This window comes from Desulfospira joergensenii DSM 10085, assembly GCF_000420085.1.
Taxonomy (GTDB): domain Bacteria; phylum Desulfobacterota; class Desulfobacteria; order Desulfobacterales; family Desulfobacteraceae; genus Desulfospira; species Desulfospira joergensenii.
Window position 1 is genome coordinate 1333951 of record NZ_ATUG01000002.1, and the last position, 26234, is coordinate 1360184.

At 52.0% G+C, this 26234-nt stretch carries 24 protein-coding genes and 1 riboswitch; of the genes, 10 read left to right on the forward strand and 14 right to left on the reverse strand.

From position 1 onward, the window contains the following. Window positions 1-325 precede the first annotated feature (325 nt). A complete protein-coding gene (locus tag F608_RS0118575; protein WP_022667161.1) occupies window positions 326-646 on the forward strand; it encodes a hypothetical protein in 321 nt (106 codons plus the stop codon). A 17-nt stretch (window positions 647-663) separates the two neighbouring features. Then, window positions 664-1146, forward strand: a complete 483-nt coding sequence (gene gpt / locus F608_RS0118580) for a xanthine phosphoribosyltransferase (protein WP_022667162.1) — start codon at window positions 664-666, stop codon at window positions 1144-1146. Window positions 1147-1357: 211 nt separating this feature from the next. On the opposite strand, the gene F608_RS0118585 is transcribed toward gpt, so the two are convergent. Beyond that, a complete protein-coding gene (locus tag F608_RS0118585) occupies window positions 1358-2584 on the reverse strand; it encodes an argininosuccinate synthase (RefSeq protein WP_022667163.1) in 1227 nt (408 codons plus the stop codon). A gap of 326 nt (window positions 2585-2910) precedes the next feature. On the opposite strand from F608_RS0118585, the gene F608_RS0118590 reads away from it, so the two are divergent. Together F608_RS0118590 and F608_RS0118595 are read left to right on the forward strand one after the other, a co-directional pair. Beyond that, window positions 2911-3459 (forward strand): DUF2975 domain-containing protein, encoded by a 549-nt coding sequence (locus F608_RS0118590; RefSeq protein ID WP_022667164.1) that lies wholly within the window; start codon window positions 2911-2913, stop codon window positions 3457-3459. Window positions 3460-3491: 32 nt separating this feature from the next. Continuing rightward, a complete protein-coding gene (locus F608_RS0118595) occupies window positions 3492-3713 on the forward strand; it encodes a helix-turn-helix domain-containing protein (protein ID WP_022667165.1) in 222 nt (73 codons plus the stop codon). A 43-nt stretch (window positions 3714-3756) separates the two neighbouring features. Here F608_RS0118595 and cobT read toward each other — a convergent pair whose 3' ends face one another. The 6 genes from cobT to F608_RS0118625 all read right to left on the reverse strand — a co-directional run bounded on the left by cobT (window position 3757) and on the right by F608_RS0118625 (window position 10294). Beyond that, window positions 3757-5916, reverse strand: coding sequence for a nicotinate-nucleotide--dimethylbenzimidazole phosphoribosyltransferase (cobT, locus tag F608_RS35055; RefSeq protein WP_022667166.1), 2160 nt, complete (start codon window positions 5914-5916; stop codon window positions 3757-3759). A gap of 26 nt (window positions 5917-5942) precedes the next feature. Then, a complete protein-coding gene (locus tag F608_RS0118605) occupies window positions 5943-6146 on the reverse strand; it encodes a hypothetical protein (RefSeq protein WP_022667167.1) in 204 nt (67 codons plus the stop codon). Between the two features lie 39 nt (window positions 6147-6185). Further along, window positions 6186-7286 carry an anthranilate phosphoribosyltransferase gene (gene trpD, locus F608_RS0118610; RefSeq protein ID WP_022667168.1) on the reverse strand — a complete coding sequence of 367 codons (1101 nt, stop codon included), beginning with the start codon at window positions 7284-7286 and terminating at the stop codon, window positions 6186-6188. 53 nt (window positions 7287-7339) lie between these two features. Continuing rightward, window positions 7340-7566: riboswitch (cobalamin riboswitch) on the reverse strand. A 59-nt stretch (window positions 7567-7625) separates the two neighbouring features. After that, entirely contained in the window at window positions 7626-8420 is a 795-nt protein-coding gene (locus F608_RS0118615) for an ABC transporter ATP-binding protein (protein WP_022667169.1), read from the reverse strand. Next, window positions 8417-9307, reverse strand: a complete 891-nt coding sequence (locus F608_RS0118620; protein WP_022667170.1) for an ABC transporter permease — start codon at window positions 9305-9307, stop codon at window positions 8417-8419. The genes F608_RS0118615 and F608_RS0118620 overlap by 4 nt, the downstream gene beginning before the upstream one ends. Then, entirely contained in the window at window positions 9308-10294 is a 987-nt protein-coding gene (locus F608_RS0118625) for an ABC transporter substrate-binding protein (RefSeq protein ID WP_022667171.1), read from the reverse strand. 370 nt (window positions 10295-10664) lie between these two features. Between F608_RS0118625 and F608_RS0118635 the strand changes: the two genes are divergently transcribed. Further along, window positions 10665-11165: a DUF3795 domain-containing protein gene (locus tag F608_RS0118635; RefSeq protein WP_022667173.1), complete on the forward strand. Its 501-nt coding sequence runs from the start codon at window positions 10665-10667 to the stop codon at window positions 11163-11165. Window positions 11166-11429: 264 nt separating this feature from the next. Here F608_RS0118635 and F608_RS0118645 read toward each other — a convergent pair whose 3' ends face one another. Together F608_RS0118645 and F608_RS35060 are read right to left on the reverse strand one after the other, a co-directional pair. Further along, window positions 11430-12320: a DMT family transporter gene (locus F608_RS0118645; protein WP_022667175.1), complete on the reverse strand. Its 891-nt coding sequence runs from the start codon at window positions 12318-12320 to the stop codon at window positions 11430-11432. A 4-nt stretch (window positions 12321-12324) separates the two neighbouring features. After that, a complete protein-coding gene (locus F608_RS35060) occupies window positions 12325-13380 on the reverse strand; it encodes a MaoC family dehydratase (RefSeq protein WP_022667176.1) in 1056 nt (351 codons plus the stop codon). A gap of 329 nt (window positions 13381-13709) precedes the next feature. Here F608_RS35060 and F608_RS0118660 point away from each other — a divergent pair, with 329 nt between their 5' ends. Further along, window positions 13710-16835 (forward strand): NAD-glutamate dehydrogenase domain-containing protein, encoded by a 3126-nt coding sequence (locus F608_RS0118660; RefSeq protein ID WP_022667178.1) that lies wholly within the window; start codon window positions 13710-13712, stop codon window positions 16833-16835. Between the two features lie 219 nt (window positions 16836-17054). On the opposite strand, the gene F608_RS0118665 is transcribed toward F608_RS0118660, so the two are convergent. The 5 genes from F608_RS0118665 to F608_RS0118690 all read right to left on the reverse strand — a co-directional run bounded on the left by F608_RS0118665 (window position 17055) and on the right by F608_RS0118690 (window position 22417). Further along, on the reverse strand, window positions 17055-17465 hold the full coding sequence (locus F608_RS0118665; RefSeq protein ID WP_022667179.1) for a hypothetical protein: 411 nt from the start codon (window positions 17463-17465) through the stop codon (window positions 17055-17057). 95 nt (window positions 17466-17560) lie between these two features. Beyond that, window positions 17561-17701, reverse strand: a complete 141-nt coding sequence (locus tag F608_RS0118675) for a hypothetical protein (protein ID WP_153307543.1) — start codon at window positions 17699-17701, stop codon at window positions 17561-17563. 64 nt (window positions 17702-17765) lie between these two features. After that, window positions 17766-18890: an osmoprotectant NAGGN system M42 family peptidase gene (locus F608_RS0118680; RefSeq protein ID WP_022667181.1), complete on the reverse strand. Its 1125-nt coding sequence runs from the start codon at window positions 18888-18890 to the stop codon at window positions 17766-17768. Between the two features lie 12 nt (window positions 18891-18902). Further along, the gene (ngg, locus tag F608_RS0118685; RefSeq protein WP_022667182.1) at window positions 18903-20633 is read right to left on the reverse strand and encodes an N-acetylglutaminylglutamine synthetase; all 1731 of its coding nucleotides are present in this window, start codon (window positions 20631-20633) and stop codon (window positions 18903-18905) included. Between the two features lie 11 nt (window positions 20634-20644). Next, window positions 20645-22417, reverse strand: a complete 1773-nt coding sequence (locus F608_RS0118690; protein WP_022667183.1) for an N-acetylglutaminylglutamine amidotransferase — start codon at window positions 22415-22417, stop codon at window positions 20645-20647. A gap of 602 nt (window positions 22418-23019) precedes the next feature. Here F608_RS0118690 and F608_RS36700 point away from each other — a divergent pair. The 4 genes from F608_RS36700 (at window position 23020) to gdhA (ending at window position 26225) form a co-directional block, all read left to right on the forward strand. Further along, window positions 23020-23172 carry a hypothetical protein gene (locus F608_RS36700; protein WP_153307544.1) on the forward strand — a complete coding sequence of 51 codons (153 nt, stop codon included), beginning with the start codon at window positions 23020-23022 and terminating at the stop codon, window positions 23170-23172. Between the two features lie 99 nt (window positions 23173-23271). Continuing rightward, on the forward strand, window positions 23272-23436 hold the full coding sequence (locus F608_RS36705) for a hypothetical protein (protein ID WP_153307545.1): 165 nt from the start codon (window positions 23272-23274) through the stop codon (window positions 23434-23436). 469 nt (window positions 23437-23905) lie between these two features. After that, a complete protein-coding gene (locus F608_RS0118715; protein ID WP_022667189.1) occupies window positions 23906-24628 on the forward strand; it encodes a polyamine aminopropyltransferase in 723 nt (240 codons plus the stop codon). 247 nt (window positions 24629-24875) lie between these two features. Beyond that, window positions 24876-26225 carry an NADP-specific glutamate dehydrogenase gene (gene gdhA, locus F608_RS0118725; protein ID WP_027362896.1) on the forward strand — a complete coding sequence of 450 codons (1350 nt, stop codon included), beginning with the start codon at window positions 24876-24878 and terminating at the stop codon, window positions 26223-26225. Window positions 26226-26234 lie beyond the last annotated feature (9 nt).

Consider the following 26234-nt stretch of genomic DNA (forward strand, 5'->3'; position numbering starts at 1 on the left):
AGAAAAGTTAATTTTTTGCCATACGACTTCTTCTGCCAGTCATCGTTTTTTAGTTCGCCAAAGCTCAAAGTTACTTGTAAAATCATGAACTCGAATAAAACCAATTTTAACAATCAGGGATCAATCTACCGGTATGGTGCGGAGGTTGTTGGGGGCTGTGGTGGAGTCATTCGGGGGATTTCTTACAGGTTCTTATGAAGCGGAAGGGCAAAAGGATGAACTGTTTGAGCCTTGGCGAGTTTTCATCCTTTCCTGGAGTGGAATTAGAACCTGTTGAAATTCTTCCCGCTGCGGAACCGCAGTCCTCAGCAGCCGGACTCCCAAATTGCGAATACCTTCCGGTATAAATAAACAAAAAGCAGAGAAAAATATTTTACAGCCGGTTCACCGGCACATTGGCCAGCTGTTCCTCCAGAAATTCATCCATGAGGTCTTTGTATTTGTCTTGGGGATAATTTTTGCCGCAGGACCTGCAGCGCAGATAGACCTGGGTTCAGCTTCGTCTGATGGTCAGGCTTCCCCCGCAGGAGAGGCATCTTCCTTGAATTTCTTCCACTTTGCATCCTTTTTTTGGCCGGATTTTCATTCAGGCCCTTTTATTTTAACTCCAGATAAATTAAAACAACCTGAACAAAAGTCAAAATAAAAACAGAGCGAATGCATATGGATAAAAAAGAAGATAGGTATACGAGAAGTTATCCCATTTCCTGGGAGCAGCTCCACAGGGATTCCAAGGCACTATCCTGGCGGCTCCACGACCTGGACCGGAAGTGGAAGGGGATCGTGGCCGTGACCCGGGGCGGGCTGGTTCCGGCGGCCGTAATCGCCCGGGAACTGGGCATCCATCATATCGATACGGTATGCATCACCAGCTATGACTGGCAGAGCCAGGGGGAGACCACCATCCTGAAGGAAATCCGGGGAACCGGGGAGGATTTTCTGATCATTGACGATCTGGTGGATACGGGGGGGACTGCCCGGGTGGTCAGGGATATGCTGCCCAAGGCTTATTTTGCCACGGTCTATGCCAAACCGGCCGGCAAACCCCTGGTGGATGCCTATGTCACCGAGGTGAGCCAGGATACCTGGATCCTTTTTCCCTGGGATTCGGAATCCCGGTTTGTGGAGCCCATAGCCGGGAAGTAAAAGCAATTGATAATTAAGAATTGAGGATGCTTCGCGCCATTTGTGGATGCCGATGAAATGTAGCCGAACGCTTACAAATTGTGGAAATTTAGATTTATAACCGTTCAATTAAAAAAGATCAGGGCCGTCATTCCGGGGAAATGCTTCCCGAAACCACGGCCCTGATTATTTGAAAACCCCTTTAGACGTTTGCCTTTGGGGTTCTTGATCCTTATTTCCCGTTGACGATTTTCTTGTGGGCCATGAGCCGTATGGCGTTGACCTTGATAAAACCTTCTGCGTCTTCCTGGTTGTAACCCCCTTCAATATCCATGGAGGACAGGTCCTGGTTGTACAGGGAAGAAGGACTCTTCCGGGCCACAGGATAGGCATTGCCCTTGTAAAGCTTCAGGGTGACTTCCCCGTCGATGACCTCCTGGCTCTTGTCCATGGCCGCCATGAGGAATTCCATTTCCGGGCTGAACCAGAATCCGTTGTAAACCAGTTCCGCGAACTTGGCCGCCAGCATATCCCGCAGGCGCATGACCTCCCGGTCCATGGCGATTCCTTCGATATCCTTGTGGGCCTGGTGAAGGATGGTTCCCCCCGGGGTTTCATAGACTCCCCTGGATTTGATGCCCACGAACCGGTTCTCCACCATGTCCAGGCGGCCGATGCCGTTTTCCCGGCCCAGCTGGTTCAAATACTCGAAAAGCTCCAGGGGATCGGTTTTCTGGGTTCCGTCTTCCAGGTTGGCCACCTTTACGGGAAGTCCGTCCTTGAACTCCAGGGTGATCCGGGTGGCCTTGTCCGGGGCCTGTTCCGGGGCAACCGTGTGGGAGTAGATGCTCTCCTCGCACTCATAGCCCGGATCCTCAAGGACCCCGGCCTCATGGGAGATATGGAGGAGGTTGTCATCCTCGCTGTAGGGTTTGGAAGCGGTCTGCTTTGTGGGGATGCCGTGTTTTTCCGCATAGGCCAGAAGGTCGCTCCTGCCCTTGAAAGCATCCAGGAAAGCCTTGTTCTTCCAGGGAGCGATGACCTTGATGCCCGGGTTCAGGGCATAGTATGAAAGCTCGAACCTCACCTGGTCGTTGCCCTTGCCCGTGGCCCCGTGGGAAACATATTGAGCCCCGACCTTCTGGGCGATTTCAATCTGTTTTTTGGCGATCAGGGGCCTGGCAATGGCCGTGCCCAGAAGATACCGGCCCTCGTAGATGGTGTTGGCCTTGTACACGGGAAAGATATAATCCGTGACAAATTCTTTTTTCATGTCTTCGATAAACACATCGGACGCGCCGATTTTCAGGGCCTTTTCCCTGGCTGCCTGAAAATCCTCTTGCTGGCCGATGTTGGCCATGTATGCATATACTTCATAGTCCTGTTCCAGCAGCCATTTGAGGATGACAGAGGTATCCAGTCCCCCTGAATAGGCCAGAACCACTTTATTCTTTGACATTGAGTCTCCTTGTTTCTTTTATCGATAAAACATTCATTATATTCTGAATTGTCAAAAAAATGAAGAAAAAACTTGAAATAGTCAAGACTTAGAATATTGGATTCTAACAGATTTTTTCAGGCCCTGAAAAATCGGGGCTTGCGGTCATGATCTTTTGGGGTTGCCGGAAGGCGCCGTTTCTGGGCAGGCGTTTGATGGCTCGGCATTCCGGGCGTAAAAATATTGATAATTGGTAAATTTTTATCGAATTTCGATAAAAACTTATTGACAAAGACATAAGAATTTGGGAAGCTTCGCACGAAATGAACAAATAAATTGGAGGTTCCATGGAAAATACAGCAAGAATTCAGCGTATCAGCGGCAGACTCTATACCGCTTTTTTTGTGTTTGCGGTTCTTCTCCCGATCCTTACGGTGGGGTATTGGGTGTTTTTAAACCATCTGCCGGAAAGCCTGGTCACCGTATCCATGAAAATGCAGGCCGGGCTTCCCAGGCCTTCCGAGACGACCCTGGCACAGAGGATGCTGGGACTTGCGGTTTCCCTTGTCCCGTTGGCCATAAAAATGGCAGCCATGTTGACGCTTATGCGCCTGTTAAAGCTGTACCGGGCCGGCAATGTCTTTTCAGGGGCCCATGTGGCTTGCTTCAAACGGCTGGGCCGGATCCTGGTCTATTACACCTTTGCCGGAGTGGCTGAATCCACCGGGGTCGTTCTGGTCATGACCATGAACAATCCGCCCGGGCAGAAGATGCTGAGCATCGGTTTCAGCTCCAATGAGATTACCCTTCTGGTGGTGGCCTCCATTGTATTGATGATTTCCTGGATCATGGACGAAGGGCGAAAATTGGCTGAAGAGCATTCCCTGACCATTTAATCCATGACCTTAGGATCGAAAAAGGAGAGTTTATGCCCATTGTCATCAACCTGGATGTGATGCTGGCCAAACGGAAAATGAAATCCAACCAACTGGCAGAGGCCGTGGGCATTACCCAGCAGAATCTGTCCATCCTGAAAACAGGCAAGGCCAAAGCCATACGTCTGACCACCCTCGATGCCATCTGCCGGTCCCTGGACTGCCAGCCCGGGGATATCCTGGCCTATGTTTCCCCTGGACAGGGTGGGTCATGATGCCGGGGAAGGGATGAATCGGAAAAAGGAGCGACTGTGATAATCATCTGGGCGTAGACCGTGAAATCCTGGCCTCTTCAAAGGAGGCCATCTGGGTCATGATCTTGCAGGCCGCTTCGGCCGCATCCATGGCCAGGGCCGCTCCCGTGCCCTCGCCCAGCCTCATGTCGAAATCGATCACCGGCGTGAGATCCATGTGGGCCAGGGCCGCTTCCTGGGCTTTTTCCACGGATTTATGGCCGGAGATCAGATATCCCTGGATATCCGGGTGGATGAGAAGGGCGGCAAGACCGGCGGCCGTGGAGATCACTCCGTCCAGGACCACGGCGCATCCCTTTGAGGCTGCGGCCAGGGCTGCCCCTGCGATCCCGGCAATCTCAAATCCCCCGATCTTCTGCAGGATCTGGAATCCGTCCCCGGGATCGGGACAGTGGAAGTTGAGCACCTTTTCAATAACCTCGATCTTATGTTCCAGGCCCTTGTTGTCCACGCCGGTTCCCCTGCCCGCGGCCCGGGCCGGGGAGATCCCGGTGATGACCGAGATCATTGCCGAGGCCGAGGTGGTGTTTCCGATGCCCATCTCCCCCAGGCCAACGATATCGACGGGTTTGGCTGCATGGGCCTCCAGAAAGATCTTCATCCCGCTCTCCAGGGCAAGGATCAGTTCCTCCCGGGTCATGGCATCCTGGAGGGCGAAATTCCGGGTCCCTTTGGCCACCTTGGCCCTGATCAGATCCGGATGGGGGGAGAATTCCTTGATCACCCCCATGTCCACCACCTTCATGTCGATGTTATGATGGCGGCAGAGCACGTTGATGGCGGCCCCGCCGTTGAGGAAATTCTCCACCATCTGCCCGGTGACTTCCGCCGGGTAGGCCGATACCCCCTCTTCGGTGATCCCGTGGTCTCCGGCAAATACGAATATGTTTTTCTGCCGGATCTCAGGGGTCAGTCGGTTCTGGATCAGGCTCATGCGGATACCCAGATCTTCCAGTCTTCCCAGGGCGCCCAGGGGCTTGGTCTTGTTGTCCATCTTGGCAACGGCCCGGGAAACCAGGTCCCGGGACAGGGGATGGATTCCGGCCAGGGTCCGGGCCAGCAGACCGGTTTGAGGCAGCTGCTTCCTTATCCGGCCCGGCAGACTTCCTTTTCCAGTATCCTGAGCCTTTGGAGCCGGGACAGCAGGGGATGACGGCTCTGCCGACAGGGGTCGGGAAGAGCCCGTTAATTCCCCTGAAAAATCAAGGACATATTTCAGATATTTTCCGGACAGCACTTTGGGCATGAGACCGGGAGCGGATTCCGGGGGCAGAATCTCTTCCACCAGGAGGCGAAGCTCTTTTTCATGATTCCGGATAAAGGGCAGGGCCTTTTCCATGTCGCTTTTTTTCATGCCGTAGGCCCCGGAGACGACGGCCTCCTTGTAATGGACCAGGTTCAGAAGATTGGTTTCAATTTCTTCATTTTTGGAAATGCCGGAAAAAAAGGAAATATGGGATGCCTTGTCCACCTTGGTAATGGCCTGGCAGAAGGCAATGAAATCCGGGCAGGCATTGATGACAATCTGAAACCGGCTCTCATGGGTCTCTTTGACCAGGGGAATTTCCCATGCAGAGACAAAGGAAGAGACCCGGCTGATCTTGTCTTCGTGTTTTTCAATGATCAGGGGATTCAGCCCCAGGGATTTTGCATACAGGGCCGTGATCAGCCCCATGGTTCCGCCTCCGAAGATCAGGACCCTTGCCCCGGGTTCAGCCGGCAGTTTCTCAAAGGCATTGACCACACATCCCACCGGTTCGGCAAAACAGGCAGTAACGGGATCCATATTCCGGGGGAGGGGGATCAGACTTTTTTCCGGAACAAGAATTCTATGGGCAAAGGCGCCGTCATTGTGAAACCCGGTTATTTTCATGTCCTCACAGAGATTCTCACGGCCCATGAGACAGTACCGGCATTCCCCGCAGCTTTTTCCGGGCCAGACCGTACATAGACGACCCTCCCTGTCCCGGACCACCATTTCATGGCCCAATACTCTGGGAAACAGAAGGTCCCTGTGGCCCTGTTCCCACATCTTGGCATCGGTCCGGCAGACGGCGCAGGCCAGGACATCGACCCCGACCTCATCCGGCCCGGGAATCAGCTCCGACTCTTCCATATCCCGGATTTCAAGCTGCTCCAGACCTGTCAGCACCATCCGTATCATTTTAGAATGTCCTTTTTTCTCAATGGTTAATCCACATCCTTTTCCGAAAGAACCAGCTTTTTCAGCCGGACCCCGGGGAACCCCTGCTGTTTCAATTCTGTTTCATGGGCCCTGACCTGGTCCATTTTGTCCATGGGAAACACGCTGGCCTTGTCCAGGCCCACGCAATGGAATCCGTCGGGTTTCACCCGGATATACTCTTTACCGGTTTTTAAAATGAGAAGTTCCATATGAAAGCTTCAAGTCTAAAGTCAAAAGTCTTTTAAGGGTCAAATCAGCCGGTGAAGGGTGGCAAGCCCCTTTTCAGGTTCCGTGTTCTGGGCAGACACCCAGTTTTCCAGGGTTTCAAAGGCCTTTCCCTTTTCCAGGGCCCGGGCAGCCTGCTCAATCCCCTCTTCCACCCCGGATGCCTTTCCGGCGGCATAGTAGATCAGCCCGGCATTGAGAAGGGCCGCGTCTTTTCTGGCTCCCGGGTCCCGGTTGGCCATGAGGGCGGCGAACCGCCTGGCCTCAGGCCCGATCTCCGGTTCCGGCACCAGGTCTTTGCACTCCCTGACCTCAAGTCCCAGGGCTTTGGGATCCAGGGTAAACTCTTCTATTTCCTTGTTGCCGTCTATCCTGGCGCAGAAGGTGGGGCCGCAGACCGAAGCCTCGTCCATGCCCCTGTCAGAGCCGTTGATGGCTCCGTAAAGGACCAGGCCGTTCTTATATCCAATGGTTTTCATGACCTGGGCCACGGGCCGGATCATCTCCCTGGCATATACCCCTCTGACCCCGATGGAGGGCAGGGCCGGGTTGGCCAGGGAAGCGGCGATGTTCAGGGTGGATCCGAAATGGATCTGGGAGAGAATCCTTCCCAGGGCATTGGGATGAACATGGGGGCTCATGCCGTTGAACAGACCGATCCCGGCGCTTTCAATACTTTTGGCCACCAGATCAGCCGTGCATTCCACATCCACGCCTAAAGCTTCGGCCATGTCCACGGTTCCGCAGACCGAGGTGATGGCCCGGGCCCCGTGGCGGGCCATGGGAATCCCCCCGGCCGCGGCAATGAGGGAGGCGGCCGTACTGATATTATAGGTCTTAAAGGTGTCCATGCCCGTACCGCTGTTTTCAACCAGGTCCAAATCGGCCTTGATATTGACCTTGGCCGTGTCCAGGTCATAGATGGCCTCCCAGGCCCCGGCCACTTCCTCCGGGGTCTCCCCCTTGGCGGTCAGGGCCGATAAAAAAGCCCCCTGCTGCATTTCAGTGGTCTGGTTGTCTAATACGGTGATAAAGGTCTGCCGGGTCTCTTCCCGGGTCATATTTTCTTTATTGATGAGGCGGGTGATGATGGCGCCGAATGCTTTATTCCCTTGAACGGACATTTGCTCCTCCTGAATATGAGTATTCAAAAGGATTTTTGTCCCAGCAATAAATCCTCCGGCTTTTTACAAAGGCAGGCTTTCCGGCTGGCGGATCATCCTCGGCCTGCGCCTTCCCCCTTCTCCGTTAGATTCCGGATGAAAGAGTGGCGTTGTGCAGGCCTTGTCCCCGGTCACGGCAACGGCTGGCATGCAACGGAATTTCACCGTTTTTCCTATTATCCCGCCCTTTTATCCGTGGTCCCAGATTAAAAAGGCGGGCACCTCTGCAGCGTCAAAAGAGTATAAGGTGAGAAAAGGGGAAATGTCAACTCCTCGCTAAAATAGACGGTGGGTCTGGATTTAATCCGACAGGAGAACTTCGTCGGTTTCAAATTCCTGCTTTTTGATATCGCTGAACATCTGGATGAGTTTTTCCTTTGTCAGCTCTTTTTTTTCATCTCCCTGCACATCAATGATGATCCGGCCTCCGTCCATCATGATCAGGCGGTTGCCGAATTCAATGGCATGGCCCATGTTGTGGGTGACCATGAGGGTGGTCAGTTTCTGCCGGGTTACAAACCGGGTGGTCTGGTCCATGACCATGGCCGCGTTCCTCGGGTCCAGGGCTGCGGTGTGTTCATCCAGGAGGAGGATGTCCGGGTTGGAGGAGACGGTCATGAGAAGGGTCAGGGCCTGGCGCTGTCCTCCGGAAAGGGAGGAGACATTCTCCTTCATCCGGTTTTCCAGGCCCATGTTCAGGCCTTGGACCTGGTCCCTGAACCTTTTTTTCATGGATCTGTTCAGGCTGATGACCGGCCATTTGAATCCCTTTTTGGAGGTGATCATCATATTGTCCTCCAGGGTCATGTTGGAGGCGGTTCCGGCCAGGGGATCCTGGAAGATACGCCCCATATGGGCGGCCCGCCGGTACTCCGGCTCAAAGGTCACGGGTCTGCCCTTGATGAGGATCTCTCCTGAACTGGGGGCCAGGGAACCGGAAATGAGGTTGAACAGGGTGGTCTTGCCGGCCCCGTTGCTCCCGATGATGGTGAGAAAATCCCCGGGTTCCACCCTCAGGTTCAGGTTTTCTATGACAATTTTTTCCCCCGGGGTTCCCGGGTTGAAGATCTTGGAAATATTTCTTAACTCGATCAAGCTCCCCCCTTGGCCCGGAGTTTTTTGAAGTTGGCGATCCCTAGGGAGAGGATGATCAAAAGACCGGTGATGAGTTTGAGGTCATTGGGGGTCATATGGATGTAATAGCCGTAATACCGCCCCAGGTACATGATGGCCTTGAACAGGAGAGCCCCCAGGATCACCCTCAGGGTCAGGACCCATATCCTATTGGACCTGAGAAGAAATTCCCCGAGCATGACCGAGGCCAGGCCGGAGACCACGATGCCCTGGCCCAGGTTGACGTCGGCAAACCCCTGGTACTGGGCGGCAAAGGCTCCGGAAAGGGCCACAAGCCCGTTGGAGATCCCGACGCCGATGAGTTTAAGTGTGGCCGGATTAACTCCCTGGACCCGGACCATCTGCTCATTGTTCCCCAGGGCGCCGAAGACCAGGCCCATGTCGGTGAGGAAAAACAGATTCAGCAGAAGTGTAATGGCCAGAACCACCAGGATGAAAAAGATCAGGGAGGCGTACTCCGGGGTCATGATGCCCTCCGTGAGGGAGTGAACCTGGGTCAGGAGGGTCTCCTTTCTGAGCAGGGGCAGGTTGGCCCGGTTGGAGAGGATCCGGATATTGACGGAATAGAGCATGGTCATGGTCAGGATTCCGGCCAGGAGATGGGGGACCTTGAGTTTGTTGTGGATGGCCGCCGTGATAAAGCCCGCTCCCAGTCCGCCGCAAAAAGCCAGGAACAGACCGGTCAAAGGGTTTATCCCGGCGTGGAGGCCGGCGGCCATGATCACGGCTCCCATGGGAAAGGAGCCGTCAACGGTCAGATCCGGGAAATCAAGGACCCTGAAGGTGAAGAACACCCCCAGGGCCATGATCGAGTAGATCAGTCCTTCTACGAAAATACCTTCAATCATTTATCTGGATGTCATTTTGCCGTTTTGGATGACTTTATTGGCGGTTTTTACAATATCCCCGGGAAAGGTCAGTCCCAGCTTTGCCGCCACATCCAGGTTGATGAGCAGGTCCACGTCCCCGGGGTCGGTCATGTAGACCGTGGGGATCTCTTCGGGTTTTGCCCCTTTCAGGATATCGGCGGCCAAACGGCCGGTGACCCGGCCCATCTTGTAATAGTCGAATCCCCAGGCGGCCAGGACATCGTGGGTTTCGGCGGAGCTGGGATCGGCGGACATGACCGGGATCTTATGTTTCATGGCCACCTGGGTCACTGCGGCCAGGGCCGAGAAAATGGTGTTGTCGTTGGAAAGATAAATCCCGTCCACCCGGGGGGCAATGGTCTGGACGGCCTGCTTGACCTCCGAGGAGTTGGTCACCGTGGTTTCCACGAACTTGATGTTCAGTTCCTTGCAGACCTGCTTGGCAATACCGGCAAGGGTAACGGCATTGGCCTCTCCGGAGCAGTAGACATGGCCCAGGGTCTTGATGGGCTTGATCCGGTTCAGAAGCATGATCTGTTCCCGTACCGGGGTCATGTCCGAGGTGCCGGTCACCCCTTTTTCCCCCTTTTGTACCGAGGCGACCAGGCCGGCTCCCTGGGGATCGGTCACGGCGCAGAACAGGACGGGCCGGTTTTTGATGGCATTGACCAGGGCCTGGGCCGTGGGGGTGGCGATGCCCACGGCAATATCCACATCTTCGGCCTTGAACTTCTGGGCAATGGAGGCGGCCGTGGACATTTCCCCATTGGCATTCTGGAGATCGAACCGGGCCTGGGGAAAGCTCTCCCTGACTCCGTCCTGAACCCCCTGTTCCAGGGCGTCAAGGGCAGGGTGGGCCACGATTTTTGAAATACCGATGAGAAAATGGTCACCGGCATGGGCCTGGCACAGGGTCATGCCGATCATCAGGAAGACAGCTGCGGAAAGTCTAAATATTTTTTTCATGGGTGAATATGCCTCCATTGGTCTTGAAAAACAATCTTAATTTTATTGTAAATACGGTCTGTTCTGTCCTTGCAGTGTGGTTTTTGGAACCGGCAGTATTGTATACAGACGGGTGAAAATTGCAAGGTTAAATTAAATCCTCTGCATTTCAAATGGGTTATGCGGGTCTGCCCCGGCTTTTACCGGCAGACGTTTTCAATCCCGGATGCGATGATCCGGAGCTGTTTTTTCCGGGGCGGTTCCGGGCGGGCTTCCAGGGGAAAGGAATGGCCATCCTTTGGAAGATTATCCGGCCCGGGTGCTTTTCATCCTCGGATCCAGGTGGTATGGTAAGTGCCGGTAATCATAGGCTTGGAAAAGGAGTTTTTCTATGAAAGAATCAGATAAGAATCAGAAGGACCCGGGGCCCTCCAAAGAGAAAATGGAAGAGATCAAAGCCTGCCTCGCCCCCTGCGGGCTGAGCTGTGAGGCATGTTTTGCCCATGTGGACGGGGCCATCCGTGACCACAGTATAAAACTGAAGGAAAAGCTGGGCAATTTTGATATCTATGCCCGGCGGTTTGAAACCCTGGTGGGGGACCCGGTTTTTAAAAAATATCCCCAGTTCAAGGAGATGCTGGACTATTTTTCCTCGGCAAATTGTACCGGGTGCCGCAGTGAGCAGTGCAAGCTGTTTAAAGACTGCGGGGTCAGGCCCTGTCACCAGGAAAAGGGGGTGGATTTCTGTTTTCAATGCGATGCCTTTCCCTGTGACCAGACCCATTTTGACGAACATCTCCATGAAAGATGGGTGAGACTCAACGAAATTATCCGGAAGTCCGGCATTGAAGCCTTTTATGAAAAAAGCCGGACCCGGCCCCGGTATGTCTGACGGCCCGGTTCAAAAAATGACAGGGAAGAATTTCAGAGCTGTCAGCCGGAAACTGGGTTCCCTGAATGATCTGAAATTGCTTCAGATATCCTGGGTCTTTGATTTAAACTTTTCTGAAAGCATTGGGATGATCCGGGAAAAAAACACCTGGATGCCCCCTTGGACACTATGCCCCGGATTTCACCGGTGACTGAACTCAGGGAATTTATCCGGGGATACATGGCCTAAAGAGTATCCGGTGGATCTGTCCGGGAGACCATTGGATCAGCCTAAAATCGTCAGGCAGGCCCCGGTCATGGCCAGTCCGATGGCCAGGGCCCGGTTCAGGGTGATTTTTTCCTTGAGGAAGAGGGCTGCCAGGATGAAGATGAAGATGGTGGACATCTGGTTGAGGATGGCGGCCCGGGAGGCCGTGGTATATTTCATGCCGGCCACCCAGAAGACCAGGGCGATGTAATTGCCGGCGACAGAGGCCGGCAGGGCCGTGAGCCAGGCCCTGGAGAATTTCAGCTCGGCCAGGTAGCGGCCCCGCCCGGGATGGCAGAGGACAATGATCCCCAGGGACAGGACCCCGGCCCAGACCCGGACCAGGGTGGCCCAGAATACATCGGTCTGCTCCAGGACCTCTTTGACAATCACAATGCCCAGAGCCAGAAAGAGGATGGAGAGAATTCCGGCGATCAGGCCCCAGAGGGTCTCCTTTGAAAGGGAAGAGGTTTCTTCTGCGACTTTCCGCTTGGTAAGGGATCCCATGATCACGGCGGAAAACACCAGGAGACTGCCGGCAATTCCCCAGGGGCTTAAGGATTCGCCCAGGAATATAAAGGAAAATAAGAGGACGCTGGGAAGGTAAAGGCATTCCACAATGGCAAGCAGGCCTGCACCCAGACGGTCCAGGGCGATGAAGAAAAAAATATCGGCCAGGGTGATGCCCAAAAAACCGGACAGGGAAAGCATCATCCAGTATTTCAAGGGTTTGTCCGGAAAAAACGGGATATTGAACAGGAGCATGGTCACGGAAATCAGGACCAGGGCCACTATACTCTTGTAGATGTTCAGGGTGATGGGGGAGAAACTGCCCTGGCTCTTTTTGTAAAGAATGATGGCAACGGCCCAGAAAAGGGCCGCGTTGATGGCAAAAAAGGATCCCAGCATGGTTCTATACCGGCCCGACCGGTAGAATCAGGCGGCCCTTGAGGTGAGGAAGCCCCCTGTCCGCGTCCCTGAGTTCAAAATCGACATGGCTGCCGGGATCATTGCTGTTTTCCAGGGGGATCCCGGAGGCGTTTGTTCCAGTCCCGGGGCTCTCCTCTGTTTCCCCCCTGGCAGGGCCGCATTCATGGCCCAGGGAAATCCGGGCCGGCAGGAATACGGGCCGCTTGAACGCGGCCTCTATCCTGAAGGCCCCTCCCGGATGAAAGGTCTTTTCCAATTCCGCCGTGACCCGGGCCAGGCTCCACATTCCGTGGGCAATGGGGCTGGAGAATCCAAAGAGTCTGGCCGTGATTCCGTATAGGTGATGGGGGTTGTAATCTCCTGAAACAGAGGCATATCTTCGTCCCGTATCCCGGGGAACCGGGATGATTTCCCTAATTTTCAGGGGAACCTCTTCTTTCCTCTCCTTTTTTGTCCCTGTCTTTTCTCCGCTCCGGGTCAGGAATTCTGAAATGCCTTTCCATACGAGATCTTCCCGGGATCTGACCTGGAGCAAAAATTGGGTTTTTATGCCTTTGGGGGTTTGTTCCATCTCCCGGAGGCTGCAGCAAAGGTCCAGGACCTCTCCCAAAAGAACGGGGCGAAACTGCTCCATGGACTGGTGGGTATGGATCAGGCCCAGGGGAGTAAGCGGGAAAAATTTTGATGTGATATACCGGCCCAGAAGCCCCACAAACAAGGTCTGGAGGAAGGGAGCCGGAAGAATCTCCTCGGCCTCTCCTGATTCTCCACAGGAGGCAAATCCGCATACGGTCCTGTACCGGCGGATCCGTTCTTTTGAAGGAACCTGCCCTTTCAGGATGATCCCTGTCTTTTCCACCTGTCCGGGATCTGCCAGGGTCCGGGGCCTGAACATCCCCTTTGCCAGGGCTTTTATGAAGATGAATCCCATATGGGGCTGTCTTTTCAGGAAGACTTTTTTCCCCGGGTCCGGCAGATCCGGGGAATTGAGGCTGTATGGATCTTTTAAGGGTTTCATTTCCAGATGTAACAATCCCATGGGTTAAAGAGCCTGAACCTAACTTTGATTCTGAATGAAGTCAATATCAAAAGAGAATATCCCCGGGGCCGGAAGGGTTCCGTTACCAGCAAATTCTGTTTTTTTTACCTAAAATCCAGATTCCTATTGACCCTGAAATTTATAAGGTATAATAGCAGGATCTATCACCGGATAACGGGGACATTGAAGCCTGTCTGTTCAATGGAGATCAGGGGGGGATCAAAAAAGAGGATTTGTCTCTTTATCCTGAAGAGAAAGAACTCAAAAGAGGAATCAGTCCGGCAGCAGGACGACTTCAATTCAAAGGCGAATTTTAAAGAGGAGATCCCATGGACATCCAGTCTGATACCGATCTTTCATCAGGTGCTCAGATCGTAAACAAGGCCCAGAGCGTTAAATTGAACCCCAGTCTTTTGTATGAGGCGGTCATTGATATTTCTTCAGAGGGTCTGATCACTGCCAAGTGCATCAATCGGGCTGCGGGTATCCTTCTCAACGACCTGGGGCTGCCCGATTATTTTTTTGAAACCATTACCAAGGAATCCCTGAAAAATATCCTGGCCTCCATTGCCAAGGGAATCAATTTAAAAGGGGATAAGGTAGAGCTCTACTCCTGGGTGGCCGACATCGACTTTGACCTGTTCCAGGGCCGCCAGGTCCAGCGGGTCAGGATCGCCACCAAAGAAACCCGGGACAGCATGGAAAAAGTCCTGGGGGATCAGCTGGCCGGGCACAGGCGGGAGTATTACTACAATCCGGATTCGGAGTACTACACCCACGTGTTCCGGCCGGAAACAGTGAAGGATTTCCCGGATACCCGGTTCAGAACATCCCGGTTTCTCTTCAGCCTGGACCAGGATTATGCGTCCACTCCCCGGCTGACCCGGGACCGGTATGAACGCTTCCTGGAAAAAATATCCTCATCCGTGACCCCCTTGATCGAGGTGTTCAATCTTTCCGATATCGGGGAGATCCGGTTCATGTTCAACTCGGATTTCAAACGTCCCCAGCTGGCCGTGTTCCGGCGGCTTTTCGCAGACCACGGACTGACCATCACCCGGGCCTATTGGGAACCCTACCATACGAAAACCTCAGTGGTTTCGTCCGTCTGCTCCCTCTACGTGCGGGGGGAATTGTCCCGGGACCGGGAAAAGGAGCTGGTGGATGATCTGAGATCGTTTTTGAGTTTTTCCGTTTCCGACATCACCCGGCTCTATGTGGATGGTCTTCTCTCCTTCCGGGAGATGCTCTTTGCCGGTAATGCCATTGATTTCACCCACATGTTCATCTATAAGGAAAGGGGCACCCGGACGGACAGGGACATCATGGAGAACCTTGTCAAGGCGGATCACAGGGAATCCTTTTCAGAAAGGATCCATGAGTCCAACAAGTTCACCTATGTATCCAGGATGATCATGGAGACGGTGGAAAAGAATCCAGACCTGGTTCAATTCCTCTTTCAAATGTTTGAGTCCAAATTCAATCCCAAAGGTCCGGGAGCCTTGAATCCCGAAGCGATGGAAAAGAAGGAGGCGGAATTCGATAAGATCCTCTCCGTCCGTTTCATGGACTATCCCATTGGCCGGGATATCTTCACGTTCATGTTCAAATTTATCCCGGCTGTCCTGAAGACCAATTTTTACAAGGCTGAAAAAAGATCCTTTGCCTTTCGTATGGATGACCGGATCCTGGATCCCCTGGTCTTCAATCAGGCGGTTTTCGGGATTTTCTTTGTCAGCGGCCATTATGCCTGCGGCACCCATCTGCGGGCCGACGACATTGCCAGGGGTGGCCTGAGGCTGATCCGGGTGACCGAGTCCAATTATGCCATGGAACTGGACAATGCCGTGCTGCTCAACTATGCCCTGGGTCCCAAGGCCCAGCGGCTCAAGCACAAGGATATCTGCGAAAGCGGCTCCAAGGGGGTGGTGGTTCCCCACGCTCTCTATGCCCCCTGCAGCATGGATGCACTATATGACTACACCGAAGGGATCATGGATCTCATGCTGCCGGGCAGGGAGATTATTGATCACTACGGCCGGCCGGAGATGATTTTTTTCGGGCCGGACGAGGGTACGGCTCCCCTCATGGATGCCGTGGCCTTCCGGGCAAAACAGAGGGGATACCCCTATTGGCGGACCATTACAACGGGCAAAAGCTTCGGCATTCCCCACGACACCTACGGGATCCTTGAAAACGGGGATCTTTTCGGCCTGATTCCCGCCGGGGAAAAGGGAACGGAACTCCAGATCAACGGAGAAACCAAAGCCCTTACCACGGATATGGAGGAGATCTACAGCCATATCGGAGGCCGGGTGGAAACCTCCGGCATGACCACCACCAGTGTCATGGGATCTTTCCGGACCCTCATTGACCACTACGGGCAAAGGGAAGAAGACCTGAACCTGATGATGACCGGCGGGCCCGACGGGGATCTGGGAAGCAACGAGATCCAGTGTTATAAAGGGAAGATCTGTCTGATCATCGACGGGGGTTCCATTCTCTTTGACCCGGAAGGCCTGGACAAAAAAGAGCTGATGAAGATCGCCTTCATGCGCCATACCTCCCCCCGGGCCAACTCCCTTGCCTTTGACGGGACAAAACTGAGCAAAGCCGGGTTCCAGGTGCCTCTGCGGGAAAAAAACATCCAGCTTCCCGACGGGACCCTGGTGGAAGACGGTGCCGTATTCCACAGGAAATTCATCACGGATCCCGGAAACCGGAAATACATCGAACAGGCAAATATCCGTGCCTTTATCCCCTGCGGAGGTTTTAAGGACACCGTCAACCACGGGAATGTCAGGGAGTTCATTGGGCTGTTCAAGGAACTTGAGTTCATCGTGGAAGGGGCCAATGTTTTCTTTGACGACGCCTCCAGGAGGTATATTGCCGGCTCTACGGCGATCAAACAGATCAAGGACAGTACCGCCAACAAGGGCGGGGTCTTTTCTTCTGCCGTGGCCGAGGTCCTGACGGCCTTCTTGTTCGAGGATGAATACGAAAAACGGCTCCTGGAAGATGTGCCCACCCGCTGGGCCCTGATCCGGGACGTCCTGGACCTGGTCACTACCTTCGCGGGAATGGAAGCCCGGATGCTGATCCATATCCATGAAAAAAATCCGGACATCCCTTTGTTTGTCCTCTCGGAAAAGACCAGTGAGGAGATCTTTGCCTTCCAGGGAAAGGTGGCAGAGAACATGGACACGATTCTTTCGGATCCGGATCTGCTCTGGCATGTCCTGGAGGCCTATATCCCCAAGGTATTGGTGGAAAAGCTGGGCCGGGAGGCCATCCTGACCATCATGAATTCGGAAAAGATGACGGCTTACCGGAATGCGATCATCACCAAGAAACTTGCCGCCCTGGCATTTTACCATAACGGACTGGACTGGGAGGCATATCTGGAAAAAGCCGGATCGGATTTCTCCGGGACCCTGCATGCCCTGTTTGAATAGAGGGGGAAATCAGGGGTGACCGGTGCTGGCGCAGGTCTGTCTTGAACGGATAATCGCCAATCTTATGGCGAACGGACTCATTGTTTTCAGCGGCTCTGGAGAAAGAGGCGGCAAAGGTCACGATCCGGCTTGAGTGGTTTGGGTGAGCCGGTTTATCCTTATTGGCCCTTGCCCTCTATTATGGATATAAGGAGGGCGGCAGTCTGTTCCCCCGGGACTTCAAACAAACCGCAGAAACGGGACCGCCTCTTTATATTCCTCTCCATAGTCGATAATATCTTCTGAGTCTTCAGATTCACGGGTCCACTGGTAGGCCTTTATTTTGACCGTATCCGAGGTGGGCAGGGAACAGCTTTTTGATTTGGGAAAAGGGCCTTCAGATGACTGAAACCTTGTGATGACGGCCTCTTCCGGGATGTCTGATATTTCTACGATATCTTCAACGTAGATATACCCTATGTTTTGAAAGAGCGGTGCTTTCATTTCATCCTTGATAAAGAGGATCCTTTTCCGGAATTTCTGGAGGGCCAGTTCCGGAGTGCCGGCATTTACGATACATGCAAAATATCCATGGCGCTCATTATCGTTCTCCCCTGTTTCATCAAATGAAAAATGTCCTGCATACAACATATGATAACCCCTCCTTCAACTATGGTTGATTCCTGATATTGACCTGTTTGAATTCAAAATTAGGGTTTTTGTTGAAAACCCTTTTTTGGGAATTCTCAATCAAGCCGTTTCCGGCCCCTTTGCCTAAGTTTCTCTTTTCTCCGGGGCTCTTTGCGGCGGCGGGTATCCATATCTTCTATGATTTTTAACAATTCTTTTTTGCTCAGGCCGTTCCGGGTTCTTTGCTTGTCTGACATGATTTTTTTCTCCTTTCCCATGAAACCTGGATCTTGGTCCATATCTCAGGTTCATGATGGGTTTTTATGTTTCAATATTTATCGGGTCCCGGGTCGGTTGATGGGGAAAACCGTTGATTGAGCCCATATTGTTTTTATCCCGTTTAAAAGTGGGATCACTTTGAATATATTTTAAAATTAAATGTTCCGTATTTTTCAGAGTGGACAGATGAGTCCGCTCATACCCATGGGAGCCGTCAACGCCAAATCCCACCAGAGCGGTCCGGATGTCACTTCCCGCTTCAATGGCCGAGGCTGCGTCTGAACGATAAAATTCAAATAGATCTTTCTTGAAGGAGATCCCGTTTTCATGGCATATTTTTGCCAGTTTATTATTCAAATGGTAATCAAAGGGTCCTGACTGATCCATCATCACAAGGGTGGTTGAATATTCATCGGTATTTTGTCTGGGTGCGGCCATGGCGCTGTCAATGACAATCATTTCCGTTATATCGCTGTACAGCACTTCAGTTGCACCGATTCCGATTTCTTCATTGATGGTAAAAAGCAGATGACAATCCAGGGGCAGGGTGATTTTGTTCTGCATGATTGTCCTGGCAACGGATAAGAGTACGGCTGCCCCGGCTTTATCATCAAGATGGCGTGAGTTGATGAAACCGCTGTCATCCATTTCAGGACACGGATCCACGGCGATATAATTCCCCGGCTCAAATCCGCAGTTTTCCAGATCTTTTTTCCCGGAACATCTTGCCTCCACTCTGACTTCTACCTGGTCCCAGGAGACGGGCTGAGTGTCTATGCCGGGGCCGTATACATGGCCGGATGCTTTTAGGGGAAGGATGGTCCCACGGTATTTCTCTTGCTTGGTGAAAATGGTTACCCTTGCACCTTCTGCAAACCGGCTCGACCATGTTCCGATGGGCCGGACCGCAAGTCTCCCATTGGACTTGAGCCGGCTTACCATGGCCCCCAGGGTATCCAGATGAACGCAGACCGCCCGGTCAAGGGTTCCTGATTTCCCGGAAAGTGTGGCTCTTATGGCTCCCCTCCGGGTTACATTATAGGGGATTCCAAGACTCTCAAGCTCCTGGCATACATGGTGAACGATTTGATCCGTATATCCGGAGGGACTGGGGATCTGGAGCATGGAAATCAATTGATTTTTCAGATAGGATTCATCATTTTTCATAGCAGAGTTCTCTTACACGGTTTCAGGAAAAAGGAGGTCAACAAAACGTTCGGCCGTCGGTTGCGGTTCATGGTTCGCAAGACCGGGACGTTCATTGGCCTCAATAAAGGCATAGGTGTCTCCGTAGATGTCAGGCACCATAAAATCAAGACCGGTCACCGGAATATCAACCGCCTTGCTCACCTTCACAGCCGCATCTTTTAAAACATCGGAAAGGTCCTCTGTAACATCATGGATGGTGCCTCCTGTATGCAGATTGGCAGTCTTTCTCACAACAAGAGTTTTGTCTTTTTCCAGAATGGACTCATATTCATACCCTTCTTTTTTCAGGCATCTCAGGGTTTCCCGGTCATCTGGTATTCTGCTTTCACCGCCTGTGGCTGCCATTCGCCTGCGATTGTGTTTTTGGATCAGGTCTGAAATCGAGTGATTCCCGGTGCCGGTTATGGCAGGGGGCTTCCGGATGGCGGCAGCCACAATTTCATAATCAATGACGATAATTCTCAGGTCTTCCCCTTTGATGTACTCTTCCAGAAGAACATCGGAACAGATGCTTTCGGCCTTTTTTATTGCCCCTTTGAGTTCATCCGCATCGGAAATGTCCACACTGATGCCCTCCCCCTGTTCTCCCCTTGCCGGTTTCACGACCACCCGCCCCACCTTATTCATGAATTCAAGAGCGTTTTCAGGGTCGGTGTGCAAAATCTGCCGGGGAGCTTTGATTCCTGCCTTCATGACCAGTCTCCGTGTTAAGCGTTTGTCATCGCACTTTGTCATGGCAACGGCGGAGGTCATTTCAGAGAGGGCTTCTCTGCAGGTTATGGAACGGCTCCCAAGGCTCAGATTGAACAATCCGTATTCCGCATCAAGAACCTCGACGAGGATCCCCCTTTTCCGTGCTTCATCCACAATGATCTTTGCATAGGGGTTCAGCTTCTTCAAGGGTTGATCCACGGGCACATATAATTGCTCGTTGATCGGATTTTTCCGCTTTATACAGAATGCGGGAATTCTCTGAAATCCCAGCTTTTCATATAGCTTGATGGCCTGTTTGTTATCGTGCATCACGCTGACATCAATGAAGGTACGTCCCTTGGTGAAATAATGGGCGGTAAGATGCCGGACGAGATTGATCCCGATACCGGGCAGGCCTGCCTGGGGATCCACGGCCAGGGACCAGAGACTCGATCCTTTTTCCGGATCATTGAAGGCTTTGATATGATCAACACCGGTTATGGTACCGACAACCTGGTTGTCAGATCGTTTTTTTGCAATAAAATAGGTTCTTAACCGGTCCGCATGTTTATCCAGCAAAAATTCAGGGTCAGCCCCCTTCATCCGGCATTTTGAATAAATGGCGTTCACCTGATGGGCCTCCTCTTCATTTGACAGCCGGTTGATGGAAAAAACGTCATTGGCTTTTTGATTGTCGTACCGGTAATCATAGTTCCACAACCGGTAGGTGTGCGACGGATCCAGAAACAATTTATCAGGCGCCATGGAGATAATGACATGGGGGTCAATGACATAAATAGCGATATCTCTATTGTCATACCCCTGGGCACACATGGCATCAACGATTTGATCGTTTGATTCAAATGTGTGCCCAAATACCAGCCGGCCCCAGCCCATTTCAGAAAAGGAGTTGGGGCGCATCTTCCTGGTTACCGGGCTATTGATTTTTTCCCAATTTCTCAGGGACTGGCCATGGTTTTTCTCGATTCGATGCTTTAACTTGTCCATGGATATTCTCCTTATATTCCATTCTGCTGCATCCAGAATTCCAATAGCGCCGCCTGCCACAACTTTGATCCCTTGAGCGGGGTGATATGCGCCTCTGGAGATTCAAGCAGTACATCCATATACTCGTTTTGGATGACCCCCCTGGATCTGCAGGCCTCGCTTTTTAGAATTTTCTTTACAAAATCAAGGTATTTACCCTCTATGTATTTTAAGGCAGGCACAGGAAAGTAGCCCTTGGGCCGGTCGATTACTTCATTGGGAATTACGTTTCTTGCGGCTTCCTTTAATATGTGTTTCCCGCCGTTTCCAACTTTATGTTCCGGCGGGATCTTGGCCGCCAGTTCAACCAGTTCATGATCCAAAAAAGGGACCCTTGCTTCCAGACTCCAGGCCATGGTCATATTATCCACTCTTTTTACAGGATCATCGACCAGCATGATGGTTGAGTCAATCCTCAATGCCTTTTCAACCGGACTTTGGGCCCCGGGCAGTGAAAATTGTCTTTGAATGAATTCTTTTGTAAAATCCGCCCCCCGATATTTTTCATGGACAATTTCCTGGAATTCCTCATTGCTCCTGTCACAGAAAACATTGCAGTAATCCTGAACCGGATCATTGCTTTTCACCATGGGCGGGTACCAGTGATATCCGCCAAAAATCTCATCTGCACCCTGGCCGCTCTGGACCACTTTGACATGTTTTGCCACTTCTTGGCTCAATAGATAAAATCCGATGCAGTCATGGGAGACCATGGGTTCGTTCATCGCATTTACACAGGCAGTCATTGACGGCAATACCTGATCCGAATTCACTCTGATTTTATGGTGATCTGTTGCATAATGACGGGCGATGATATCCGAGTACATAAATTCGTCACCCTTTTCACCACCCACGCTCTCAAACCCGATGGAGAAGGTTTTTAAGTCTTTTTGGCCGGCCTCGGCAAGCAGCCCGACGATCAAGCTGGAATCCAGTCCGCCGGACAGAAGCACGCCAACGGGAACGTCGGCAACCAGCCTTCGCTTTACAGCGGCCATAAGTGCATGGGAAAGGTACCTTTTCCAGTCTTCAAAAGAGTATTGCTCCTCTTCCCTGTCCCGCTCAAAACTCAGGTTCCAATAGGGCCTCTGGACCATGGTCCCGTCTTTTTGAACGGTCATTGCCGTGGCCTGGGGAAGTTTTCTAATTCCCTGGATCAGTGTATGGGGCGCCGGAACCACGGCATGGAGGGACATGTAATGATGAAGGGCTTCCTTTGAGATCTTCTTTTTGATTCTACCGGTTTTCAAGATTGCCGGAAGGGAGGATGCAAAGATCAAAGAGGTTTCTGTTTTATAGAAATAGAGCGGTTTGATGCCCAATCGGTCCCTGGCCATAAAGACAATGTCTTTTTTCTGATCATAGACAACAAATGCAAACATGCCGTTGAATTTGTCGACGCAGTTTTCACCCCAGGCATGATAGGATTTAAGGATAACTTCCGTGTCCCCTTTTGAATAAAAGGTGTATCCCATTTGCTCAAGCTCGGTTCGAAGTTCCTTGTAATTGTAAATCGCACCATTAAAAATCAGTATTAGGCCCAAGACAGGATCAATGAAAGGCTGGTTTGATTCATCGCTCAGGTCTATGATTTTCAGACGGCGATGGCCCAGAACTGCCCAGAGGCCGTGATACAGGCCTTCATGATCCGGGCCCCGGTCTGCCATGGCTTTGCTCATGATGGTTACGGAATCTTCGGTTACAGGGTGATTATTAAAAAAAAGCTCACCGCAAATGCCACACATAGGTTCACCTATAAATAAAGGTTTGAGGGTTTTTGACAATTCATATTCGGTTTGATTTTTAACAGGCCGCGCTCTCTGTGGGAGCAGGAAAAATCAAAGTTGTAAAAAGAGCATCCCGGGTCGCGTCCGGCCCGTTTGATTTGAAATAAATATATAGAGCTCTATGTATTTTGTCAACCTTTCAGGCATCTTGTTATTAAAACATATTGATAATACTAATAATATTTTAATATTACGGTATGGATAAAAGTTAGATGGCTATGTTTTTAAGAGAGGGGTACCCTTGAAATGAAATTGAAAATGGCCTGGAGGCAGGCAAAGAGGAAAAGGGCTCCCAGGCCTATGGGGAAAGGATAGGGATAGGGGGGAGAGCAACACCCCCGGGTGAAGAATAGACCTGAAAGAAGCAAAAGGGGGTATCCTTTCCCTGGCAGGGGACCGGTATCTGCTAAAAATTCAAAGCACTGTCTTTTAAAACACAGGGGATTCCATATTGTTTCTAGACAAGGGCCCATTTTTCTGCAATGTGCTGAAAAGTCCTGTCTTCTTTGATTCGGCGGGCAGCCTCCCTCCATTTTTCCACAATTTCCCAGGGGGTTTGGATGGACACCATTTTATATAGACTTCCGAACATCGCCCCGCACGACACCGATTCTTTCCAGCTTTTTGGCATCCTCCAGATCCCTTATCAGGAAACCAGGGCCTTTTTTGCATACATCACCCAGGGTTTGCGTAAAAGAAGCATGACCCAATGAAATTGTTGTTCTCGTTCCGGTGTTCTGGAAAAACTGAACAAAACAATATTGGGATGTCTTGAGCCGATCTTCAGAGCACGTATCCCAGGAAAAATAGTTATGGGATCCCGGTTGTTTGTCCGCTTCTGGATTTCCCGGACAATATCGACCGAGAATTCCTCCACCTCCCCCGGTTCATTCATGGGGCTGCTTGGCGGTTCTTCAGCGGTTAAAAGGGTCAGTTCCTGTGCTGAAACCAAGGGAAATATTGTGAAATATAAATAGGATAAATTCAAATCATATGAATTTTTTCATTGCATGGTTCCTTAATATCTTTGTCCCGGGGTTTTCCCCCCGGAGTTGCGAAAGAGATTGATGGATTCGTCCCGGCCTTAAAGCCTGGGGCAGATAGCGATATGGTATCAGAAACCCAGGGGGCCGGTTGATATCCATCGTGGAAACTTGTACTTCATTATGGACTTTGTATTGTTTTCCCTGACCCTGACGGTTCATTCCTTTCCATCATAACTGCCGGAAAGCCTGAAATCAATGTGAATATGATTTTACCCGGCCTTTGGACCACACGCTCGGTTCTTATCGTCCACCGAACTTTGAGAGGCCGGCCCGGCCTCCAAGACAAATCTCGACTTTGCCGGGAAAAATGGTATATTACCGGATAAAAATAATACAGGTCCGGATGCGGAAGACAGCAACCGGCAACATCCGTCAGCAATCCTGAACAGGAGAGACTTCAATGGGTTTGAACTACGAGGAATTGGATTACCGGAAAACCCCCCTGGGGGATTTGATGTTACGGCGCAGGCGGTCTGTACAGCTTCAGGGCTCTGACATCTACGAAGTAAAACTCGGGGATCATTTTCTCATGTCGAGTCTGTTCCATGAATCGGAAGTTCAATTGTCCAGGCTGGGCCTGGGCATGTTGGAAGAACAGGATCTTGATGTTGTGGTCGGCGGTCTTGGCCTAGGATATACGGCCGTTACGGCTCTGGAGGACAAGCGCGTAACCTCCCTGGTGGTGGTGGAGTTCATGGAGGGGGTAATCCAATGGCACCAAACCGGTCTGGTCCCCCTGGGGAAAACCATAGCCACGGATCCCCGCTCCCGCCTGGTCCAGGGAGACTTTTTTGCCCTGTCCCGGGATCTGTCCAAGGGGTTTGATCCGGATCATCCGGGAAAAAAGCAGGATGCCATCCTCCTGGATATTGATCATACCCCTACCCATGTTCTGCACCAGACAAACAAGCGCTTCTATACCCAAAAAGGGCTGGGAGAAGTGGCAGAACATTTGAAACCCGGGGGCATCTTTGCCCTGTGGTCGGACAGTGAACCGGACCCGGCCTTCACCCGACACCTGGGAAAGGTGTTTGCAAGCGCAGAGGCCCGGATGGTCCGGTTTAAAAATCCCCTGACCGGCAAATCATGCGGAAATACCGTTTACCTGGCCCGGGTTGCATGAAGCCTTCGGATTTTCTTGCATCCATCAAAATCGTTCAAGGGTTAAAAAACAAAAATTGTTATTCCAAAGGCAAGGAAGAATCTTGGGCAAATATTTCCCTGGCGCTGAATCTATGGTAGAATGCCTTCTACATCCGGGTTATTCGATGGATATCCGATATCCCCCGGCGGGAAAAATTCAAATTGACAAGGGAAGGAAGCCCGGAAAAGATAAATCCAATCAATCTAACAAGAACAGGAGACGAAAAATGGGCACAATCATGGATATTGTTACGGCCAGAGATCCTTATGAAAAAGAGTTTCACCAGGCGGTCACAGAGGTTGTGGAATCTGTTAAACCGGTTCTGGACAGAAACCCCGAATATCGTCATGCCGGGATTATCGAGAGGATCGTGGAGCCCGAGCGGGTCATCCAGTTCCGGGTCCCCTGGGTGGACGACCAGGGAAAGGTCCAGGTCAACCGGGGGTTCAGGATTCAGATGAATTCGGCCATCGGCCCTTATAAGGGGGGGCTTAGGTTTCATCCTTCGGTCAACCTGTCCATCCTGAAATTCCTGGCCTTTGAACAGGTCTTTAAAAATGCCCTGACCACCCTTCCCATGGGGGGAGGCAAAGGCGGCTCCGATTTTGATCCCAAGGGGAAATCCGATAATGAAGTCATGCGGTTCTGCCAGAGTTTCATGACCGAGCTCTACCGCCACATCGGGCCGGATACGGATGTTCCGGCCGGGGATATCGGTGTGGGGGCCAGGGAGATCGGCTTTTTGTTCGGGATGTATAAGAGATTGAAAAATGAGTTTTCAGGGATTCTGACCGGGAAAAGCCTGAACTGGGGCGGAAGCCTGATCCGGCCGGAAGCCACGGGCTACGGTTCTGTGTTTTTTGCCAATGAGATGCTGGGAACAAAGAACCAGAGCCTGGCCGGCAAGATCTGCCTGGTGTCCGGATCCGGGAACGTTGCCCAGTACACCACGGAGAAGATCAATCAGCTCGGGGGCAAGGTGATGACCCTTTCCGATTCTTCCGGATACGTGTTGGATGAAAAGGGAATCGACGGGGAAAAGCTCCAATACGTCATGTACCTTAAAAATGTAAAGCGGGCCCGGATCAAAGAGTATGCCGATAAGTATCCCGAGGCCGTGTATACGGCCCTGGATCCGGCAGCAGATTCCAATCCCCTGTGGAACCACAAGGCCGACTGCGCCTTTCCCTCGGCCACCCAGAATGAGATCAATGAAAATGATGCCGCGAACCTGGTGAGAAACGGTATCTCCCTGGTCTGCGAGGGGGCCAATATGCCCACCACGCCGGATGGCATAGATATCTTTCTGGATGCCGGGATTTTCTATGCCCCGGGCAAGGCGGCCAATGCCGGAGGGGTTGCGGTCTCAGGCCTTGAAATGTCCCAGAACTCCATGCGGATCAAATGGCCCAGAGAAGAGGTGGAAGCCAAGCTCAAGGGGATCATGCAGTCCATCCACAGTGCCTGCCTGGATGCTTCGGAAGAGTACGGCACCCCGGGCAATTACATGAACGGCGCCAATATCGCCGGGTTTGTCAAGGTGGCCGATTCCATGATGGACCAGGGAGTGGTTTAGAATAATTAA

Bases quoted from the DNA above. Each gene is read 5' to 3' on its own strand.
- F608_RS0118690 (WP_022667183.1), bottom strand. From the start codon at position 22,417: ATGTGTGGCATTTGCGGTGAGCTTTTTTTTAATAATCACCCTGTAACC.
- F608_RS36700 (WP_153307544.1), top strand. From the start codon at position 23,020: ATGGACACCATTTTATATAGACTTCCGAACATCGCCCCGCACGACACC.
- F608_RS0118675 (WP_153307543.1), bottom strand. From the start codon at position 17,701: ATGTCAGACAAGCAAAGAACCCGGAACGGCCTGAGCAAAAAAGAATTG.
- F608_RS0118680 (WP_022667181.1), bottom strand. From the start codon at position 18,890: ATGAAAAATGATGAATCCTATCTGAAAAATCAATTGATTTCCATGCTC.
- F608_RS0118660 (WP_022667178.1), top strand. From the start codon at position 13,710: ATGGACATCCAGTCTGATACCGATCTTTCATCAGGTGCTCAGATCGTA.
- F608_RS0118620 (WP_022667170.1), bottom strand. From the start codon at position 9,307: ATGATTGAAGGTATTTTCGTAGAAGGACTGATCTACTCGATCATGGCC.
- F608_RS0118645 (WP_022667175.1), bottom strand. From the start codon at position 12,320: ATGCTGGGATCCTTTTTTGCCATCAACGCGGCCCTTTTCTGGGCCGTT.
- F608_RS0118585 (WP_022667163.1), bottom strand. From the start codon at position 2,584: ATGTCAAAGAATAAAGTGGTTCTGGCCTATTCAGGGGGACTGGATACC.
- F608_RS0118715 (WP_022667189.1), top strand. From the start codon at position 23,906: ATGGGTTTGAACTACGAGGAATTGGATTACCGGAAAACCCCCCTGGGG.
- F608_RS0118625 (WP_022667171.1), bottom strand. From the start codon at position 10,294: ATGAAAAAAATATTTAGACTTTCCGCAGCTGTCTTCCTGATGATCGGC.
- F608_RS0118605 (WP_022667167.1), bottom strand. From the start codon at position 6,146: ATGGAACTTCTCATTTTAAAAACCGGTAAAGAGTATATCCGGGTGAAA.
- F608_RS36705 (WP_153307545.1), top strand. From the start codon at position 23,272: ATGGGATCCCGGTTGTTTGTCCGCTTCTGGATTTCCCGGACAATATCG.
- F608_RS0118665 (WP_022667179.1), bottom strand. From the start codon at position 17,465: ATGTTGTATGCAGGACATTTTTCATTTGATGAAACAGGGGAGAACGAT.
- F608_RS0118595 (WP_022667165.1), top strand. From the start codon at position 3,492: ATGCCCATTGTCATCAACCTGGATGTGATGCTGGCCAAACGGAAAATG.
- F608_RS0118635 (WP_022667173.1), top strand. From the start codon at position 10,665: ATGAAAGAATCAGATAAGAATCAGAAGGACCCGGGGCCCTCCAAAGAG.
- gdhA (WP_027362896.1), top strand. From the start codon at position 24,876: ATGGGCACAATCATGGATATTGTTACGGCCAGAGATCCTTATGAAAAA.
- cobT (WP_022667166.1), bottom strand. From the start codon at position 5,916: ATGATACGGATGGTGCTGACAGGTCTGGAGCAGCTTGAAATCCGGGAT.
- gpt (WP_022667162.1), top strand. From the start codon at position 664: ATGGATAAAAAAGAAGATAGGTATACGAGAAGTTATCCCATTTCCTGG.
- ngg (WP_022667182.1), bottom strand. From the start codon at position 20,633: ATGGACAAGTTAAAGCATCGAATCGAGAAAAACCATGGCCAGTCCCTG.
- F608_RS0118590 (WP_022667164.1), top strand. From the start codon at position 2,911: ATGGAAAATACAGCAAGAATTCAGCGTATCAGCGGCAGACTCTATACC.
- trpD (WP_022667168.1), bottom strand. From the start codon at position 7,286: ATGTCCGTTCAAGGGAATAAAGCATTCGGCGCCATCATCACCCGCCTC.
- F608_RS35060 (WP_022667176.1), bottom strand. From the start codon at position 13,380: ATGGGATTGTTACATCTGGAAATGAAACCCTTAAAAGATCCATACAGC.